The sequence below is a fragment of the Streptomyces sp. AK02-01A genome (genome assembly GCF_033795305.1).
Lineage (GTDB): Bacteria > Actinomycetota > Actinomycetes > Streptomycetales > Streptomycetaceae > Streptomyces.
The window spans coordinates 1-19,074 of sequence record NZ_JARBAE010000061.1 but is presented as its reverse complement, the minus strand read 5'-3'; the positions used below and the strand labels follow the sequence as shown (position 1 = coordinate 19,074).

Annotated in this window: 17 protein-coding genes and 1 tRNA gene; 5 read left to right on the top strand and 13 right to left on the bottom strand. The window is 70.6% G+C overall.

Going from position 1 to position 19,074, the window contains the following annotated elements:
- Positions 1–6 precede the first annotated feature (6 nt).
- Genes PV679_RS33145 through PV679_RS33105 form a run of 9 tightly spaced genes read right to left on the bottom strand, consistent with a single transcriptional unit; the run spans position 7 to position 9,268 of the window.
- Positions 7–993, bottom strand: a complete 987-nt coding sequence (locus PV679_RS33145) for a glycosyltransferase (RefSeq protein WP_319684627.1) — start codon at positions 991–993, stop codon at positions 7–9.
- Positions 990–1,604: an HD domain-containing protein gene (locus PV679_RS33140; RefSeq protein ID WP_319684626.1), complete on the bottom strand. Its 615-nt coding sequence runs from the start codon at positions 1,602–1,604 to the stop codon at positions 990–992. Before PV679_RS33140 ends, PV679_RS33145 begins: the two co-directional genes overlap by 4 nt.
- Positions 1,605–1,609: 5 nt before the next feature.
- Positions 1,610–3,325, bottom strand: a complete 1,716-nt coding sequence (locus PV679_RS33135) for a carbamoyltransferase C-terminal domain-containing protein (protein ID WP_319684624.1) — start codon at positions 3,323–3,325, stop codon at positions 1,610–1,612.
- 23 nt (positions 3,326–3,348) lie between these two features.
- Positions 3,349–4,146: a radical SAM protein gene (locus PV679_RS33130; protein ID WP_319684622.1), complete on the bottom strand. Its 798-nt coding sequence runs from the start codon at positions 4,144–4,146 to the stop codon at positions 3,349–3,351.
- A gap of 16 nt (positions 4,147–4,162) precedes the next feature.
- On the bottom strand, positions 4,163–5,281 hold the full coding sequence (locus tag PV679_RS33125; RefSeq protein WP_319684620.1) for a hypothetical protein: 1,119 nt from the start codon (positions 5,279–5,281) through the stop codon (positions 4,163–4,165).
- Positions 5,281–6,390: a GTP 3',8-cyclase MoaA gene (locus tag PV679_RS33120; protein ID WP_319684619.1), complete on the bottom strand. Its 1,110-nt coding sequence runs from the start codon at positions 6,388–6,390 to the stop codon at positions 5,281–5,283. Before PV679_RS33120 ends, PV679_RS33125 begins: the two co-directional genes overlap by 1 nt.
- 3 nt (positions 6,391–6,393) lie before the next feature.
- Positions 6,394–7,392 (bottom strand): D-2-hydroxyacid dehydrogenase, encoded by a 999-nt coding sequence (locus PV679_RS33115; protein ID WP_319684618.1) that lies wholly within the window; start codon positions 7,390–7,392, stop codon positions 6,394–6,396.
- The gene (locus PV679_RS33110) at positions 7,392–8,699 is read right to left on the bottom strand and encodes a glycosyltransferase family 4 protein (protein WP_319684616.1); all 1,308 of its coding nucleotides are present in this window, start codon (positions 8,697–8,699) and stop codon (positions 7,392–7,394) included. Before PV679_RS33110 ends, PV679_RS33115 begins: the two co-directional genes overlap by 1 nt.
- A 44-nt stretch (positions 8,700–8,743) precedes the next feature.
- Positions 8,744–9,268 (bottom strand): ATP-binding protein, encoded by a 525-nt coding sequence (locus PV679_RS33105; RefSeq protein WP_319684615.1) that lies wholly within the window; start codon positions 9,266–9,268, stop codon positions 8,744–8,746.
- 207 nt (positions 9,269–9,475) lie between these two features.
- Between PV679_RS33105 and PV679_RS33100 the strand changes: the two genes are divergently transcribed.
- From PV679_RS33100 to PV679_RS36290, 4 genes are all read left to right on the top strand, one after another.
- Positions 9,476–10,921 carry a carph-isopro domain-containing protein gene (locus tag PV679_RS33100; RefSeq protein ID WP_319684613.1) on the top strand — a complete coding sequence of 482 codons (1,446 nt, stop codon included), beginning with the start codon at positions 9,476–9,478 and terminating at the stop codon, positions 10,919–10,921.
- A 10-nt stretch (positions 10,922–10,931) separates the two neighbouring features.
- A complete protein-coding gene (locus PV679_RS33095; RefSeq protein ID WP_319684611.1) occupies positions 10,932–11,909 on the top strand; it encodes an FAD-dependent oxidoreductase in 978 nt (325 codons plus the stop codon).
- 163 nt (positions 11,910–12,072) lie between these two features.
- Positions 12,073–12,693 (top strand): hypothetical protein, encoded by a 621-nt coding sequence (locus PV679_RS36295; RefSeq protein WP_416069858.1) that lies wholly within the window; start codon positions 12,073–12,075, stop codon positions 12,691–12,693.
- A gap of 102 nt (positions 12,694–12,795) precedes the next feature.
- Positions 12,796–13,173, top strand: coding sequence for a hypothetical protein (locus tag PV679_RS36290; protein WP_416069857.1), 378 nt, complete (start codon positions 12,796–12,798; stop codon positions 13,171–13,173).
- Positions 13,174–13,304: 131 nt separating this feature from the next.
- Here the strand turns inward: PV679_RS36290 and PV679_RS33085 are convergent.
- The 4 genes from PV679_RS33085 to PV679_RS33070 all read right to left on the bottom strand — a co-directional run bounded on the left by PV679_RS33085 (position 13,305) and on the right by PV679_RS33070 (position 17,325).
- A tRNA-Lys gene (locus PV679_RS33085) sits at positions 13,305–13,377 on the bottom strand.
- A gap of 208 nt (positions 13,378–13,585) precedes the next feature.
- On the bottom strand, positions 13,586–15,871 hold the full coding sequence (locus PV679_RS33080) for a DEAD/DEAH box helicase (protein ID WP_319684610.1): 2,286 nt from the start codon (positions 15,869–15,871) through the stop codon (positions 13,586–13,588).
- Between the two features lie 304 nt (positions 15,872–16,175).
- Positions 16,176–16,763 carry a hypothetical protein gene (locus PV679_RS33075; protein ID WP_319684609.1) on the bottom strand — a complete coding sequence of 196 codons (588 nt, stop codon included), beginning with the start codon at positions 16,761–16,763 and terminating at the stop codon, positions 16,176–16,178.
- Positions 16,764–16,974: 211 nt separating this feature from the next.
- The gene (locus PV679_RS33070; protein ID WP_319684608.1) at positions 16,975–17,325 is read right to left on the bottom strand and encodes a metallopeptidase family protein; all 351 of its coding nucleotides are present in this window, start codon (positions 17,323–17,325) and stop codon (positions 16,975–16,977) included.
- 150 nt (positions 17,326–17,475) lie between these two features.
- Between PV679_RS33070 and PV679_RS33065 the strand changes: the two genes are divergently transcribed.
- On the top strand, positions 17,476–19,074 hold a 1,599-nt coding region (locus tag PV679_RS33065; protein WP_319684607.1), incomplete at its 3' end, for a metallophosphoesterase.

Below are 19,074 nucleotides of genomic sequence, written 5' to 3'. Positions count from 1 at the left end.
CGCCGGTCAGGCGACCTTCGTGAGAAGGTCGCCCCAGGCGTTGCCGAAGTAGTTCACATCGAACCGGGCCAGGGCCTCGTAAGCGGCCTTGGCCTCGGTTTGGCGCGCTGCCGCGGCTTCCCGGACCTGCGCCGACAGGCCGCCGAGGTCCGGGGCTGGCTGCCCGGTCAGCGCGGCGAGGTCGCCCAGGCCGGCCACCGGGCGGATCAGGCAGGGCAGGCCGAGCAGTAGGGCTTCGGCCGCGCAGCGGCTCCAGCCCTCCCGCATCCGGGGGAGGAAGACGCCGACGTCGCAGGCGCGCAGCAGCCGCAGGTATCGCTCGCGCTCCACGTCGTAGTGGGCGCCGTCGAAGCCGATGGTGTTGCTGCCACTGGTGATCACCCGCAACCCGGGGGCGTCGGCCAGGGCCGCCGAGACCTCCTCGGTGCCCTTCCAGTGCACGGCCTTGCCCGCGTACACGCCTATCGCGTCCGGGGGCAGGTCGAATTCGGCGCGGCATTCGGTTCGGTCGAAGCCGCGGGCCCGCTCGACCTCCGTCATGTCGAAGGCGTTGTAGATCACCCGCACGTTGCGGACGCCTCGGGCCCGGAGGAAGTCCGCCCAGTACGGGGCGACGCACACCACGGTGGCACACTGCGGCAGCACTCGGAACAGGTGCTGCCAGAGCATGGCTTCGACGGGGGCGGAGTCGTGCTGCAACGGCTCGTAGTGGTGCAGGAGGAACACTGTGCGGGACCGCATCTCCGGCGTGAAGAGCAGCAAGCTCAGGTCGTCCCACATGAAGGTGCCGGTGGTGCCGTCCAGCGCCCGCACCGTCGGGGCCAGGCGGGCGAGGTGGCGGAGCTTGCGCCAGCGGCGGACGCGGTAAGTGCGCTTGTGGTCCGGGACCGTGCGCCACTCCACGTCGTCGGCCGTCGCCTCGTGGAGCATCCGCAGGTAGACCCGGCCGCCGGTCCGGCCGACCGGGTCCATCGAGTAGACGACCCGCTTCACGGACGTACCTCCTGTTGGTGTCGGACGTACTCGGTGTGGAGCAGCGCGCGCATGGCCGCCAGGTGGGGGCTGAGGCCGCAGCCAGCGTCGGCGAGCGGGAGGTAGAAGTCCTCCAGGCTCTGGAGGAAGCGCCGGCGCCTGTCGACGTTGGGCGAGGCAGCGAGATCGCGCAGGTTGTGGAGGCGGTCGGCGAGCCGGACGAGGAGGTCCTCGGTTGGGAGGGCAGCCTGCTTGAAGCGCCAGCTGGTTTCGTCGCCGACGGCCTTGGGACGCTGTTCGAGGCGGTGGTCGGCCGTCATGGCACGCAGGCGAGCGGTGAACCGGGCGCCGAGGTGCTGGACGAGTAGTGCCTCCGATTCGGGAGCCACTTCCAGGGCGTCGTGGAGGAGGGCGAGGATGAGAGTCTCGGGGTGGCTGACCCTGATCTCGGCGCGCAAGAGCGTGACGACGGCCAGCGGGTGTTCCAGGTATGAGGTTCCCTGGTCGCGGGTGTGTCCGTCGTAGACGGTGAGGGCGAGGACGCCAGCCACGCGGGCACGGGACTGATCGTCCGTGCTCCACGAGGCGGCGCTGAGCACGGTCAAGACGTGGTCCAGGTCGATGGGCTTCATCCGCCTCACCTCGTACGGAGGGCCGTGGCACGGGGGTCGGACACGTGGTCGGCGAGCAGCAGGGTGTCCCCGACCGCGAGGGCGTCGAGGCCGAGGTCCGCCGCCGCTGCCACGGCCTGCTCGGCGGTCCGCAGGATCGGGGTGCCCTTTCGGTTGAAGGAGGTGTTCAGCAGCAGCGGCAGTCCGGTGCGCTCGTGGAACTGCTCCAGGAGTTCGCGCAGGCCCAGGTGGTCAGCGGCGACGGACTGGATGCGGGCGGTGCCGTCGTGATGGGTGGCCGCGGCGATGCGGTCCGCTCGGCATCGGCGGACGCGGGCGACACGGTTCATGAAGGGATCGCCGGCCGACATGAACCACTCCGTGGCGTGCTCGGCGAGGACAGCCGGAGCGAAGGGGCGGTACGAGGCTCGCTTCTTGATCGTGTTGAGGCGGTCTCGCGTGGCGGCGTGGCCAGGGTGGGCGAGGATCGAGCGGTGGCCGAGGGCTCGTGGCCCGAATTCGAGTTGCCCCTGTACCCAGCCGACGATGCGGTGTTCCGCGAGCAGCGCGGCAACCGTGGGGGCCAGTGTCTGCCCGAGGTCGGTCAACGCGCGGTATCCGGTCGGCACCGCCATCGGCGGCAGGGCGCCCGGGCGTGGGCCCCAGGCCGCGTCGGTCGGCACGGGGAGGAGCCCCTGCCCAAGTTGGTAGTGCCAGCCGTAGAGCGCGGCGCCCACGGCGGTGCCCGCGTCGTGCGGGGCAGGCGCCACGAAGAGGGTGTCAAAGCCGCTGTCGGCAGCCAACTGGCCGTTGAGGTGGGAGTTCAGCGCGCACCCACCCGAGAACACCAACGTCGAGGCTCTGGTGAGCCGTTGCAGGTGGCGGGCGATATGGACGACCGATTCGGCGAAGACCTCCTGGACGGCGGCGGCCAGATCGGCCCGTTTGTGTTCCGGTTGCTCCGCCACGTTGTCGGCGGTCCAGGCGCGGCTGCCGAGCAGCAGCGGTGTACTGCTGTCCGCCGAGCCCCAGGGGTGGTCGATGCGAACCTCGCCGTCGTCGCCGAGCCGAACCAGGTCTCGGATCAGCGCTCCGTAGCGCTGCGCATCGCCAAATGCCGCGAGCGCCATCATGCTGCCCTCGGGCTCGTCGCCGGGCGGGATCACCCGCCGGGCGAGGTTCCGGTAGAAGTGCCCGAGCGAGGAGTGGACGCGCCGGGGTCCGGCCGGGCTGGGGAGAACGGTCGGCACGCCCTGGTGGAGGCGGTCGATGCGATCAGGCCACAGGTCGTACCCGGTGATGCGCTCCCGGCCCGGGCCGTGGTCGGAGCCGAGGGAGGAGCCGCCGGCGTCGATGACGAGACCCGCCGCGTGCTCGTGGCCGGAGAGCAGGTAGCCGGAGAGCACGTGGGCCGTGTGGTGGGAGAGGAGGCGGAGATGTTCGCCGAGCGGGGCGGGCAGGAGGGCGGCGAGTTCGTCGCGCTCCTCCGCCAGCCACCAGCCGGCGGCGGGGTTGGGGCGCATGGAGGCGGCCCAGACGGCGTCGACGTCCTGCGGTTCGAGGCCGGCGGCCTCCAGGCACCACTGGAGCGCGCGGGTCGGGGCGGTGAGCTTGCCCTTGCGGATGGGGTGGTTGTGTTTGACGCCACTCCAGCGTTCCTCTTCGGCCGCGTAGAGGCGGCCGTCGACGACTAAGGCGGCGCTGGTGTCGTGGTGGAAGTTCAGTCCGAGGACTGCGGGCATGGTCGTGTACCTCCGGTCTAAGGTCAGACGGTGAGGGCAGGAACGGGGATGAGAGCGGCGCCGGAGTCGGTGTACTCGTGGCAGCGCAGGCAGAACCGAAAGTGGTGACCGCGGGGCGCGAATACCTTGGCCGCGAAGTCCTCGTCCCAGATGCTGAATTCACTGTCGTCCTTCGCCATGGCGTTGAAGCAGCGGTAGCAGGAGCCGTCCATCTCGATCATCAGATGCTGGTCGAGGTAGCGGTCGCAGATGCCGCGCAGCTCGTTGGCCGGCTGGCCAACGTCGACGTGGTGCACGTGGTTGGTGACGTGGATGGCGCCGTACCTGTCGCACAGCCTCGCGAGCTGCATCAGGCGGGTGGAACTGATGCCTTCCAGGACGCTGTTGATGACCACGGTCTTGCCGGCCTCGCGGAGGCGGGGCACGACGGCGTGCACCTCGTCGTAGTTCTCGTGCTCGTCGTCGCAGCCGATGAGGATCTGGTCGTACGAGCTGAGGGCGGCCTCCATGATCCGCTTGTTGCGGGCCAGAGTGATGGCGTTCGTGCCCAGGACCATGACCTTGTCCGGCAGGCGGGTGCGAGCCGCGTCACTGAGGGTGGGGAAGTCCCGGTGCACGGTGGGCTCGCCGCCGTTGATGTGCAACTGCTGGAAGGGGATGGTCTCCAGCCGGGCCAGGATGGTGGAGAACAGCTCCAGGGACATGTTCTCGCCCTGGGCGCCGTCGGCGAAGATGCAGAAGTCGCAGGACCGGTTGCACTTCGTCGTGATCTTGATCTTGGCCGTCTTCAGGGCGGGGCGCAGGGGCGCACGCGCGGGCATGGCGGGACTCCTTGTGTCAGGGGTGGACGTCACCGGGGGTGAGGCTGAGAAAGTCCTGCACGGTGGACTTCTGCCGGTGCCAGAGCGAAAGGGTTGCGCGCAGGGTGCCGACGGTGGCCGGGCCGGTGGGGATCAGCGCCGCCATCCGGGCGGCCAGCCGCTGGGCGGAGGTGGCCCCGTCCGCCGCGATCGCGTCCAGAGTCTGCGCGGCGGCTCGGAGTTCCTTCGCCTCGCGCCGGATCAGGTAGTCGGTCGCCACGCCGGCTGGCGGGTCGAGGTAGTACAGCCAACGGGCGACACGTACGCGAAGCATTCCGGCGGTCATCACCCAGCCAGTCCCGGCGTGCTCCTCGCCCTGGCCGACAGGGCGGTCGGCGTCGGGGACGCGGCGCATGGCCGCCTCCAGGGCGACATGGGCCGTGCGAAGGAGATGACGCGGGCTGCGGGGACGGGCGTCGGGTCGGTCTTCGGCGTGTCCGAGGAACAGCTCGGCGTACCCGTCCAGCCCGTCCGGCCGCCACTGCGTGAGGGCGGCCGTCTTGCCTGGGCATCGGGTCCGTGTCGCGAGCGCGGCTGCGGCGAACCAGCACGGGGCGAGGTAGTGCCAGGCCACGCAGTGGCGCCGGTAGGCGGTGATGTCCTCCAGCACGTTGTCGGTGCTGTCCGCCGCCAGTTGGTATCGGCCCCCCAGCCGCCCCTGGAGGGTTCCCCTGTAGAACCGCTCGTCGACCTCGCACCACGGCGCCATCTGCGCCCGGGACTTCCAGCGCTGGAAGTCCCGGGCGCTCCCGCTGATCAGCGACCAGGTCGCGAGCTCGGGCGCGGAGACGAGCCGTCCGTCCGCCTCGGCCACGGTGAACGCGAAGCCGGGCGGGTGCTCCAGGAGACGCCGATGGGAGATCTCCCGGCCGACTGCGGCGGTGTGCGCGGCGGCCAAACGGTGGTTCCATTCCTCCCAGTCCGCCGGGGTCCGGGGAACGAGGATCCGTACGTCGATGTCGGAGTGGGGAGCGAGCAGGTCGGCCGTCTGCCACTTGTGGGTGAGCATCACCGCGCCGATGCCGTGGGCTTCCAGTTCGCGCTCGTACAGCGCTCCGAGCCCCAGGTAGAGGGGTGGCGCTTCGACCACGGCCATCACCGCTCCCCGGCGGAGGGGCGGGCGCAGGCGGGCTGAGCCGCGCCCGTGGTCAGGACGGGGAGCAGGGGCAGCACCGGGGTGCCTTCAGGGCGCTCCATCCGGTCCCAGCGCAGGTCGTAGTCGACGTAGTGGAAGCCTTGCCAGGCGTCGTTGGTGTTGCGGTCGAGCATGGCTTGGAAGAGGTGGCCGAAGGCGTCGCCGAGGGTGCCGTCGGAGAGGTGGGGCTTCAGAGGGATGTCGCGGTCGTGGAGGATGCAGGGGCGGGCCACGCCGGTGGGGGTGATCTTGATGCGGTTGGCGTCGGAGCAGGTGGCGCAGCTGGAGTTGGAGATGAAGCCGATTGAGCCCGCCCAGCCGTCGGGGCGGAGGTACTGCCCGGGGCTGCGGACCCCGAGCTCCTCTCTGCGGACCTCGCCAGCGTTCGCGAACCACTCGTGGAGACGGTCGCGTACCTCCGCCTCGGGGATGAACTCGGTGTCGAAGAGCGCCTGGGCGGGGCCGATGTTCTGGAGTTCGATCAGCCGGACGGCGATGGGCAGGTCGCGGGCGAGTTCGGCCACATCGAAGGCGTCGTCCAGGTAGGTGCGCTGGAGAACGCAGTTGATCTTCACTCGCAGGCCGAAGGAGAGGGCGGTGTCGAGGGTGCGCCGGGTGATGCGTGGGTCGCCGCCGCCCATGATCTCGGCGGACCGGGCCGGGTCGAGGCTGTGGAGGCTGAGGTTGAGGTACGTCAGGCCGGCACGGTGGAGCTTCTCGACGCTCAGTCCGCGGCGCAGGTTGCCGTGGCTGGTCATGCCGATCGCGGCGTCGGGCCCGAGGCCGTCGGCCAGGCCCGCGATCACGTCGAGGATGTCCGCCCGTAGGGTCGGCTCCCCGCCGGAGCAGTGCGCCTTCCTGATTTCCCAGGCACCGGCCTCGGCAGCGATGGCGGCGTAGTCGAAGGCGGTCAGGGGACGGTCCTTGTGCCCGTAGTCCGGCATGCAGCGCGGCTTGCAGAACACGCAGTCCAGGTTGCAGAGCGAGTTCAGGGTGAAGGCCAGGTAGGGGTGGTTGCGGCCGGTCGCGACGAAGGCGGCGGCCAGGTCGCGCTGGGTTGCGGTGGGCATCGGTCAGCCTTCTACGAGGGGGGAGCGGGTAGTGAGCACCTCGGCCAGGCCGTTGAGCGGCTGGTCGGTGAGATGGCGGCGCAGGTTGTCGGCGAAGAACGCGACTGCCTCGTCCATGTACGTGCGGCAGAGCGTCGAGCTCTTCGGCGTGAGCACGACCCGGGGGTGGAGCCGCAGCGGATGGCGGGCGGGCAGGGGTCTCGGATCGGAGACGTCCAGAGCGGCGCCTCGAAGGTGGCCGGCGTTGAGGGCGGCCAAGAGGGCAGACTGGTCGACGGTCGCCGCGCGGCCGAGGTTGAGGAAGACGGACTTCGGCTTGAAGGCCGTGAAGAGGCCGTGGTCGAAGAAGCGGTCCGTGGCCCGGGTGGCGGGCAGCAGATCAACCACAACGTCGGCGACGGCGACCGCTTGGTGCACCGCCGATGTCTGCATCCATGTGATCCCGCTCTCGGCGGCCACCGGCGGCGTCCGCCGTACGCCGATCACGTGCATACCGAAGGAGCGGGCAGCACGTGCGAGGTGTTCTCCGATGCTGCCGCAGCCGACGATGGTCATCGTCGCCCCCACCAAGTCGAAGAACTCCTCGGCCAGGTCGTCCTTCCACCAGGTCCGGTTCCGCTGAACGAGCTGGCTCATGAACAGTCCGCGGGAGAAACCCAGGACCATCCCCATGGCGTGCTCGGCCATGGGCCTGCCGTGGAATCCGTACGAGCGGGTCAGAGCCACCCCGGCGGAGCGGGCTTCGGCGACGGGCAGATGGTCGGTGCCGGCCGCCGGGGAGGCGATCCACCTCAGATGAGGCGCGCCAAACAGCCACGACGGCTCGAACCTCCAGCCGAAGTAGACGCTGGCCTCGGCCAGCTGGTGCGACACGGCCTCCTCGGTCGCCGTACGGAATTCGACACCGGGGAAGGCGGCGGACAGCGCATGCTCGTGCTCGGCGGACAACCGCCAGAAGGAGTGCGGGGACTCCATGCTGATCAACACCACGGGCCGGTTCATCACGCTCGGCCCTCCGCAGTGGGCGACGGCACCAGAGCCCAAGGGGCGATGCGTTTGATGACGGAGCTGATGCTGGCCTCGTAGTCGTGACGCGAGCGCACCAGGGCCGCCCCGGCGCTCCTGAGCCGCTCGCGTTCTCGGGGCAGGACGGCCAGGGCGCGATGGATCGCGGACGCCAGGGATCCTGCGTCCCGTGGCTCGGCGCTGAAGCCGGTCTCGCCCTCGACGACGGTCTGAGCCAGCCCGCCGGCACTGGTTGCCACCACCGGGCCCGCGCCGGCGGCGAACGCCTCCAGGGGGATGCGTCCGAAGGGCTCCTCCCGCGAGGGAACGACGACCGCGCGCAGGGCCGGATTGTGCAGCCAGGTGCGGATCGCGGGGGTGAAGCGCGTGATCAAGGTCGCGTCCAGGCCGTATGCGCGGATGCGCGCCGCCAGGTCCTCCTGGTACGCCGTGGGGCGCTCGTGTTTGTCCGAGGTCACGGCTGCTAGGAGCAGGTGCGGAGTGCGGGCCCCTTGCTCCTTGAGGAGGTGCAGCGCCTCCAGAAGGTCGTCGAAACCCTTCGTCGGAACGGCCCGGCCCATGGTGAGAAGGAATCCGGCGCGGGCCTTGACGGGCAGGGGCGGCACGCTTGCCGGCCGGGTCATCTCCTCCTGGATCAGCCCGTTCGGGACGCTCACGATGCTTCTCCGAGGAACTGCGTAGCTGACGATGAGGTGGCCCCGCATGTGGGAGGAGATGGCGCCGATCCGCCCGCCTCGGACGGTGGCCGCCCGCAGGGCGTCGCGCTCCCAGCGGACGCGTGAGATGTCCTTGGGGCGCGTCAGCGCGGTCGTGGAACGGGGTACGAGCAGCAGGCCCGTGGTCGGTGACGTGTAGGGGGCCAGCCCGAGGAACGGGATGTCGAGGCCGATGAGAAGGCACCGGCTCGCTCGATCAGCGATGCGTACGGCCGCGTCGCCGGCCAGGTCGCACAGCTGCACGGAGCCGTGGATCGAGTCCGGCGCCGCCTGGACCTCCGGGATCGTGATGACGTCGGCCTCGGCCTGCCGCAGCATCTGCTGGACCTCGCTGGCCCACCGCCGGTCGTGCGCTCCCGCTGTCTCCGGCACGTGCGGGGTGATGACGGAGAGGCGGCCCGGCGGCAGAAGGCGGGCGAGGGCCGTGAGGAAGGCACGGTTGCTGAATCCGGTGCCCGACGCCGCGCCGTAGAAGCCCTCGTGGAGGGCGACGACGACACGGGGTCGGCGGACTGCCTTCGGTACGGCCGTGGGCGGGGGCGCTGGAGTCGCATGGTCGATGCGCACCGTGTGGTGCCTCCTTCAAAGACGGGGTATCGCGGGCGTGGGCGTCAGGTGCTGGCCGTCGAAGCGCTGGCCTCGCGGGTGAGCCGGCACCAGGCGCGGGTGCCGTGGGTGCCGGTCGTCAGCGACCAGGCGTCGGCCAGGGCCGCGACGATGATCAGACCTCGTCCCGATTCGGCCTGCTCGCCGGGAGCCTGAGGAGAGAACGGTGCGAGGTGAGAGCAGCCGCCGTCGGTGACGGTGATCTCGACCTCCAGACGGCCGGTGGTCAGGCTTGTGCGGTCGACGCACAGCACCAAGGGCGGGCTGCCCGAGGCGAACGCGTTCGTCGCGAGCTCCGACGTGATGAGGCGGGCGTCATCGAAGAGGCCCGCCTCGGTGCCGTGGAGTGCAACGGCCACAGCCCTCCGGGCGACTTCGGCCGCCTTCGGCCCGTACGGCAGATCTGTGATCAGCGTGGTCGCGCCGGCGCCGTCGGTGTGCCCGGACGCCGGGACGCAGGCCGGACGCTCGGTGTCGTGGTCCAGCACACTGCCGAAACGGCTTCGGGAGGTGCTCGTGCGGTGTTTCAAGGCCCACCTCTTTTCCGTCGGCACCGAGGGCGGCGCCTTCCGCCGGGATCCAAGAACACCGGAGGAGGGAGGTCGCGCAGGACCCGATCAACGGGTCAACTCGGTCAACTTCCTTGGGAAGGTGGTGAATCAGCTGCCCGAGGGCGTCACCATGAGGGAGAGCACGGGAAGTGATGGACGAACCACTGGGGCAAGAGGTGGTCGCACGTGGCACCGCAGGCAAGGGGACCCAATGCCGTACTGGCGGGCTGCCTCGACGAGCTCGGGTGGAGTCCGAAGGCGCTCGCTCGCAAGCTCAACAGGGTGTTCGGGACGGGGACGGTGGCCGAGTCGGCTCCGTACCACTGGAGGGACGCCGGCTCCCTGCCGCGCTCACCGTTACCGATGATGGCCGCCTACGTGCTCTCCCAGGAACTGGGTAAATCTGTCTCGGTGGCGGAACTCTGGCAGGGCCGCGTCGGCGATTCCTCGGCGCTCGTGCCGGCTGACACGGATCTCGCACGGCCCTGGACCGTGCAGGGCATGGAGGCGATCGTGGAGGACTGGGTGATGGGAGGGCTTCTCGACCGACGCCGGTTCCTCGCGATCTCGGGCGCGGGGCTTCTCGCGATCGTCGCCCAGTACCTCGACGGCACCGCAGGGCGCGGCCAGTACGCGCCCCGGATCACGCCGTCCTTGGGAGCCGATCCGCTCGTGGACCAGGTCGAACTGCACCTACCCCTGCTTTCCGCGCTCGACGACGAGCACGGAGGGGCGCGTCACCTCCCTTATGTGGGCGCCCAGTTCCGTGCGATCGGGCTCCTGATTCGTGAAGGCGGGCACTCTCCTGGCGTCGCGAGCCGCATGATCCGCGCACTCGCGGAGATCGGCCAGCTGGCCGGTTGGATGGCCTTCGACGCCGCCGATCACGGTCTGGCGCAGCGCTATTTCGCCACGGCGCTGCGTGCAGCACATCAGGTCAACGACCTGCCCCTATGCGCCCACATCCTCGGCGACCTTTCCTTCCAGGCGGCGAGCCGGGGCCACCCTGCGGACGCCATTGCCCTCGGTGAGGCCGCCCGCAGAGCCAGCGACGCTGCCCCGCCGGTCGTACGGGCATCCGTCCTCTCCCGGCTGGCGTACGCGTACGCCGCCGCCGGCCGGGACAACGACTTCGCCCACACCCGCGGGGCCGCCCGCGAACTGATCGCCAGCCGGGACGGCGGCCAAGAAGAGCCACGCTGGATGTACTTCCTCACCGACAACCACCTGGACTGCCAAGCTGGTTACGGGCTCATCCAGATGGGCCGCGCCCAGCTGAAGGCGGACGGCGGCACGAGGGGACGGCGCTTCCTCGCCCAGGGGGCGGAGATGCTCCGGTCCGGGGCATATGACGTCCCGCGCGGCGACCCCAGCCAGCGCCGGGCCATGTTCGAAGGGGCCTGGCTGGCCCTGGGTCACATCGCCCATGGTGATCTGGAGGCCGCTTGCGAGGTCGGCCACATCGTCGCCGACCGCCTCGACGTCGTGCGCTCGCCTCGCAGCGCGGCCCTGCTCCACCAGCTCGCCGCAGACCTGCGCCGCCGTCAGCGCAATGCCCACGTGCGCAGCTTCCTGCCCACCCTGGAGCAGGCCCTCGCTCAACACGCCCCGTCGACGTCACCCGGCCGTTAGGGTCAGGATCATGGCCGCAGGGGAGCGTGTTGTCGTTGTCGGGGCTGGGGTGGCAGGGCTCACCACCGCCGTCGTTCTCGCCGAGGCCGGAGCCTCGGTGCACGTGATCGCCGAACAGGTGCCCGGCGTCACGTCGCTGGCGGCCGGGGCGATGTGGGGCCCGTATCTGGTCGAACCGAAGGACAAGGTCGACCGGTGGGGACAACGATCGCTGGAGATCTTCCGCGAGCTGGCCGAGGATCCGGCCACGGGCGTCCGTCTCACCAGCGGCATCGAGGCATCCCGCACGGCCGAGGCGCCACCGGACTGGGCCACCGCCCTCCCCGGCTTCCGGCCGTGCGGGCCGGCCGAACTGCCGGCCGGGTTCTCGACCGGCTACCGGTTCACTGTGCCACTGATCGACATGCCCACCTACCTCGACTACCTCCTGCGTCGGCTCGATGCCGCTGGGGGAACAGTCGAGCGGCGACGCCTGGCTTCGCTCCTGGAGGCCGACCCGGCCACCGTTATCGTCAACTGCACGGGCCTCGGTGCCAAGGATCTGCTCCCGGACCCTGGCCTTCGGCCCATCCGCGGCCAGCACGTCGTCGTCACCAACCCGGGGCTGACCGAGTTCTTCTCCGAGGACACCGGCCTCTCACCGGACCTGCTGTGCTTCTACCCCCACGGCGAAACCGTCGTCCTAGGCGGCACGGCCATCGACGGAGAGGGTGGCGTAGCCTCTGACGACGATGCGGTGGCCGGAATTCTGGCCCGCTGCGCCGAGGTCGAACCCCGTCTCGCCGCAGCCCGCGTCCTGGAGCACCGGATCGGTGCCCGGCCGACCCGGGCCACGGTCCGGGTGGAGGCTGACCGGCGGGAGAACGGCGCTGTGGTCGTGCACAACTACGGGCATGGAGGGGCTGGAGTCACGCTGTCCTGGGGCTGCGCTGACGAGGTGCGGCGCCTGGTGGGATTGACGCTCCTCGGTCCGACCGCAGAAGAGTGAGACCGGCCGACAGCTGGAGGAGCCTGCGAGGCGTTGTGGCACTTGCTGGTGCCTCCAGGCGGGCGGCAGCTGAGACAGGCGGCCTCGTGGTCTGACTTGAGCTGGGCCGTCTGACCGGCCGCCGGTTCCTTCAAGGGCCGTGCCTATGTGCTCAGTCCTCGAAGTGGGCCAGGCCGAGGACCTGTTTCATCTCCCGGTAGTCGTGTTCGATGCGACGACCGCCAACGGCTACGCCTCCCACATCCGCGTTCATCTCAAGCCGCGCATCGGTCACGTACGCCTTGATCGGCTCAACGTCCGTCACCTGGTGGAGATGTTCGACGCGATCGCCGACGCCAACGAGGTCAGCAAGCCGGGCTGCCCAGTGGCTGCCGAGCGGGTGCACCTGGCCGTCGAGCGGGCGAAGCTCGCCGAGATGAAGCCGTTCCGGAATCCGACCGGGCCCGCGACCCGGCAGAGCATCCGGCGAACGCTGCGAGCCGCGCTGAACGCGGCAATCAGCCAGCAGCTCACCACGTTCAATTCGGCAGCCCACATTGAGCTGGAGTCTGGCAAGCGACCGAAGCCGTTGCTGTGGACCGAGCAGCGCGTGGCGCGCTGGCGGCGACCGGTGAGAAGCCCCTGCCTGCATGGTCCGGGCGCCGGAGCAGTTCGGCGCCTTCCTCGATGCGGCCGAGGGCGAGCGGCTGTACGCGTTCTTCCAAATTCTCCGGCACGCGCGGTCTGCGGGGTGGCGAAGGCGTCGGGCAGGACTGGACCGATGTCGACCTGGACGCTGGGCTGATCAAACCCGCCAAGGAGTTCGTGGTCGACGGCTGGGGATCCTTACGAGTCCCCGCCCAAGACCGACGGCAGCGCCAGCACCATCGCCCTCGACAGCCTGAACGTGGCCGTCCTCCGCGAACACCGCGAGCGCCAGCTCAACGAAAAGGAGAAGTGGGGCACCGCCTGGCAGGACACCGGCAAGGTGTTCACGCAGGAGAACGGGTCCTGGCTCCATCCCGAGACGGCCTCGGAGACCTTCCGCCGCATCCTCGCGAGCACCGACCCTCCGCCCATCACCCTCCGGGACCTGCGGCACGTCACCACGACCCTTACCCACGGTGGCGGTGGAGACCTCCACACGATCAAGGAGACGCTGCTCGCCACTCCACGATCACGCTCACCTCGGACACGTACACGAGCCTGCTGCCCGAGGGCGACAAAGCTGCGGCAGAAGCCGCCGCCACGCTGGTCCCCCGTGCCCGTAAGGCCGCCTCAGTAGCAGCTGCTGCCGGGCCGTCTGTTCACGCATCGCTCACGCAAAAGGCCGGGAACGACGAAGCGCCCCCACCGGCAAAAGCTGATCGATGCGCTCCGCCGCAGGTCAGAAGGTCTCCCCTCCCCCGCCAACAGTAGGCCGTGTGGGACTCGAACCCACAACCAACGGATTAAAAGTCCGCTGCTCTGCCAATTGAGCTAACGGCCCTCGGCACAACACCCACGAGCATAGCCCGCCCGGAGCGGTGCGCCGATCGGGTATCCGGTCGCGGGGATGTCGCGCGTCGGCGGCGGTGGGCGGACGGAGCGGTCCGGGAGGGACGCGGAGGGCCCGTGGTCCACCCTGAAGGCGGAACACGGGCCCTGTCGCGGCGTCAGGTCCGGATCGCGAAGATCCGGATCAGCTCAGCCGCCGGTCAGCCGTTGCGCTTCCAGCGCGGCTTGTCGTCGCGGCGTCCGAAGGAGCCGGTGCCGGTGCCCGTGGTGCCACCGCGGTGGTCGTCGCGGCGGGCGGTGTACGGGCGGTCGTGGCCGCCGCCGGAGCGGAAACCGCTCGCCGGGCGGTCGTCCCGGCGGTCGCGGTTGAACGGACGGTCGCTGCCGGTGCGGTGGTCGCGGCGCTCGAAGGTGCGGCCGCCGCGGTCGTCACGACGCTCGGCACCACGGTCGTTGCGCTCGTTCCGGTCACGGTTGAACCCACCGCGCTCGCCGCCGCGCTCGCCACCGCGGTCGTTCTCCCGGCGGTCGTCCCGGCGGAAGCCGCCCGAGGGACGGTCGTCGCGGCGCTGGAAGCCGCCACGGTCGCCGCCGCGGTCATTGCGCTCGTTACGGTCGCGGTTGAAGCCACCGCGCTCGCCACCGCGGTCGTCACGACGGTCACGGTTGAAACCGCCACGGTCGTCACGGCGCTGGAAGCCACCGCGGTCACCGCCGCGGTCGTCACGACGGTCGCCGCCGCGGTCGCGGTTGAAGCCACCGCGCTCGCCACCGCGCTCGCCGCCACGGTCGTCACGACGGTCACGGTTGAAACCGCCACGGTCGTCACGGCGCTCGAAGTTGCCGCGGTCGTCACGCTTGTCCCGGCGCTCCTCGCGAGGCGCCGCCTGGTGCGGTACGGAAGCCGCGGCGGCCTCCAGCGCGCGCTCGGCTTCGGCGGCCACTTCGGCCACCGCCGCCTCCGGGTCGTCGCCCCGCTCGCGCGCCGCGCGGGCGACCAGGCGGTCGGCCTCCTCGCGGAGTTCGGCGGCGCGGCGCTGGACGCGCTCAAGCTGCTTGGTCAGGTCGGTGACCTCACGCTCGGCCTGCTTCGCCGCGTTGTTCGCGGAGTCCGCCTGGACCTCGGTGAGCGAACGGGCGCCGGTGATCTCGGCGACCTCCGGGTCGAACGCGCCGGCTCCACCGACCATGTGGCGCGAGGCGTCGACGCCCGCGTCCTCCATCAGCCGGAAGATCTGGCGGCGCTGGTGCGGCAGCGCCAGCGAGACGACCACACCGGACTTGCCGGCCCGCGCCGTACGGCCCGAGCGGTGCAGATAGTCCTTGTGGTCGCCGGCCGGGTCCACGTTCAGCACCAGGTCGATGCCGTCGACGTGGATACCGCGCGCGGCGACGTCGGTGGCGACCAGCGCGTTGACGTAGCCGTCCTTGAAGTCGGCCAGCGTCCGGGTCCGCGCGCCCTGCGTCATGCCGCCGTGCAGCGCGTCGGCCTTCACACCCGAGTCGCGGAGCTGCTCGGCGATACGGTCGGCGCCGAGCTGCGTACGTACGAAGATGATCGTGCGGCCCTTGCGCGCGGCGATCGCCGCGGTGACCGGGGCCTTGTCCTTCGGCTTCACGACGAGCACGTGGTGCGTCATGGTCGTGACATTGCCCTGCGCGCTGTCCACCTCGTGGCTGACCGGGTTGGTCAGATAGCGCTTGACCAGCGTGCTGATCTCGTTCTCCATCGTGGCGGAGAAGAGCATGCGCTGACCACCGGCGGGCACCAGGTCGAGCAGCTCGGTGACCTCGGGCAGGAAGCCCAGGTCGGACATCTGGTCGGCCTCGTCGAGGACGGCGATCTGGACCTGCTCCAGCGAGCAGGCACCGCGGTTGATGATGTCGCGCAGCCGGCCGGGCGTGGCGACGAGCACATCGACGCCGCGCTCCAGGGCGTAGATCTGATTGCCCATCGACGTACCGCCGCAGACGACCTTCATCTTCAGGCCGAGCACGTCGCCGTACGGCTGAAGCGCGTCCGCGACCTGCATGGCCAGTTCACGGGTCGGCGTGAGGATGATGCCGCGCGGCTTCTTCTTCTCGGTGTGCCCACCGGCCAGCGTGGCCAGCAGCGGCAGACCGAAGGAGAGGGTCTTGCCGGAGCCGGTGCGGCCGCGGCCCAGGATGTCCTTGCCGGCCAGCGCGTCCGGGATGGTCGCGGCCTGGATCGGGAAGGGCGCGGTGACGCCGTTCTGTCCGAGTTTGCGGACGATGCCGTCCGGCAGGCCCAGGTCGGTGAACGTGAGTCCCGGAGTCTCGGGAGCCTCGTCGGTCTCCGCGGAATCGGTGGCCTCAGGAGAGTCGGTGGCCTCGGTGGCCGTCTCGGAGGCCACTGCGGCCTCCGGTCCCTCGACGGTCTCCACCGTGTCGACGATCACATCGGTGACGGTCTCGGTGGACTCGTTCTCGGGCATGACGGCGTGGTCAGTACTGGAAATGGACATGCGAAATGCGAAACCTTCCGGAGTCTCGGCACGCGCCCAAACTCCGTGATTCGCAAATCGACCGCCTCAATGCGGTCCAGCCACGGCAAGGGAGAGTACGCGCCACGCGGCGCTCTTCTGTGTCGGCGCCGGGCAATGATCAAACGATCTACTACCATACGCACCCTCCCCCCTCTTAGGCAAACCGCTTCCGCGGCGACCTGCGTCACACCGCTCTCACACCGCTCTCATACCGGCCCCATACCGGCCTCGCGCAGGCCGCACACGGACCGGACACGGGCCGCGCTCACGCCTGACGGCGCGCTCATACCGGTCCCGCCTGTGGTGACGCCAGCGGCTCCTTCCGCATTCCCATCCCGTCTCCCATCGTCATCAGCGCGGTACGCATGTCCGCCGCCGGCGACGTGGTCGGCGGGTCGACCGGCTCCGGCTCCGGCTCGGGATCCGGACCCGGGCCGGGATCCGGTGCCGGGGACTGCGCGGGCGGCTGGGAGGCGGGCGGCTGGGTACGCGGCGGCTCCTTCGGCGGTACGGGCTCGTCCCGCGGCGGAGTCGGCCCACCGGGCCTCGACCGCGCCCCTTTCGAGGGCTCCGGTGAGGACTCGGCCCGCGAACTGGGTCTTGGCGAGCCGTCCTTGCCCTTGTCGTCCGCGCCGGCGTGCTCCACGCCGTCCTCTCCCGGATGGCTCCGCGCGGCCCCGGGCGCCCGCACACCGGCGCCCGAGTTCGTACCGCCGTCGGGCTCTACGGCGGCGCCGCGGCTGTCCGCCGGGCGCGACGGGGCCTGCTTTCCTTCGTCGTCACCGACGCTCATACAGCCCGCGGAGGCCGCGACCGCCAGAGACGTGACAATCCGGACGACGAGACGGCCTGGTGCGGAGAACTGGCGCACGAGCGGCACCTCCGGGCATGAGTGGGGTCTCCCCGCCGACGGCGAGGGAAGAGTTTCACTGCCCAACTCCCTTTTCCTCACCGGGGACACGCCCGGACGCGCCCTGTTCCTGGGCAGGGACACGCCAGAGACGCGACAGAGACACGGAGCGACGGCGCAAATGCCCGAGGACGGGCCAGGACGGACACTCCGGCGGTCCCGGACCGCTCACTCAGCCGTATCCGAGCGCGTGCAGCCTCTCGTCGTCGATCCCGAAGTGGTGCGCGATCTCATGCACGACGGTGATTTCCGTCTCCGCCACCACGTCCTCGCGCGTCTCGCACATCCGCAGCGTCGGCCCCCGGTAGACGGTGATCCGGTCGGGCAGCACGCCCGCGTACCACTCGCCGCGGTCGGTCAGCGGAGTCCCCTCGTAGAGCCCGAGCAACTCGGGGTCGGACGCCTCGGGCTCGTCCTCCACGAACACCGCGACGTTGTCCATCAGCCGCGTCAGCTCCGGCGGGATCCGGTCCAGCGCCTCGGCGACCAGTTCCTCGAACTCCTCGCGCGTCATCTCCAGCACCCCGCCATTGTCACGTAGGTCACGCGATCACGTCTGCCCGGTCGCGCGCCGGCCTCCGCGGATCCGCGCGCCGACGGTGGCCGGAACGGCCCCGGGACCGGCCGGATCGCGCCGCGCATGACGCTCCACCGGCCTGGGCATACGGCCCCAATGCCCCGTGATGTGCTCCGTTTCGCCTTCCGTGCCACGCTCCTCCGCGTCCGGAGCCGTCCCGGATCCCGCCGCGAAGGCCCGACGACCGCGCTCGGCCACTCCTCCCGTCCCTGGACCCGCGCGGCCGGCCTGATCGCGGTGGTGCTCCTGGGAGCCTGGCTCGGACTGCTGACCCTCGGCAGCGTGAGGTCCCCGGTCGGCCCGATGGACACCCGGATGACCCTGCGGCCGTCACTGACCGGCGGCACCAAGATCAATGTCTCGCCGCTCGGCGCGCTGGAGCTGAGCACCCACACCGCGCCCATCCGGCTCGATGTGGATGTCGACCGGCTGGACCCGGTCCGCTCCCAGGCTCTGGTGGAGCATCCGGAACGCCTCTCCGGCCTCCAGAGCGAGGTCACCGGCGATGTCCGGGACGGCGCCACGGAGCTGGCCGTGCGCTCCTGTGTCGCCGTGGTCTCCGGAGCGGTCGCTCTCGGCCTCGCCGTCTACCGCCGGCCGCGCCGCGCGCTGGCCGCCGGCGGGCTCGCGTTCACCCTGCTCGCCGCCTCCGGCGCCGGCGCGTACGCCACCTGGAACCCCAAGTCGGTACTGGAGCCGAAGTTCTCCGGACTGCTCTCCTCCGCGCCGCAGGTCGTCGGCAGCGCCCGCTCGATCGTCACCGACTTCGACGTCTACCAGAAGGAGTTGGCGCGGCTGGTCACCAATGTGACCAAGCTGTACGACGCGACGTCGACGCTTCCCACGTACCAGCCGGACCCGGCCACCCTGCGGGTGCTGCATGTCTCCGACATCCATCTCAATCCGGCGGCCTGGCACATCATCGGCTCGCTCGTTGAGCAGTACGGGATCGACGTGATCATCGACTCCGGCGACACCATGGACCACGGCTCGGCCGCCGAGAACGGCTTCCTCGATCCGATCGCCGATCTCGGCGTCCCCTATGTCTGGGTCCGCGGCAACCATGATTCGGAACTCACCCAGCGATACCTCCGGCGTATGAAGAACGTGCGGGTCCTGGACGAGGGCCGGGCCGTGACGGTCGCCGGAGTGCGCGTGGCGGGCTGGGGCGACCCGCAGTTCACTCCCGACCGTTCGACGGCGGCCCTGGGTGACGCGGCCGAGCGCATGGCGGGCATCAGGCTCGCCTCCGCTCTCCGGGGACAGAAACAGGCCGGTACCGCCGTGGACATCGCCGTCGCGCACAACCCGGTGGCGGCTCGCGAGACCGACGGTCTGGTCCCGCTCGTCCTCGCGGGCCATGTGCACCACCGGGAGACCGAGGTCATGCCGTACGGCACGCGGCTGAAGATCGAGGGCTCCACGGGCGGCGGCGGTCTGCGCGCCGTACAGAACGACAAACCGGAGCAGGTACGCGCCTCGGTGCTCTATCTGGACCGTGCGACCAAGCGGCTCCAGGCGTGGGACGAGATCACCCTGGGCGGGCTCGGCCTGACGACGGCCGAAGTCAGCCGCCATCTGCCGGCGGAGGCGGGCACTCCGGGGACGGCCCCGCCGTCGGACACGCCGAGCACCGCACCGCCGTCGGACACGCCGAGCCCGGGCACCGCCGCACCCCCGCCCACCTCCCCGGCC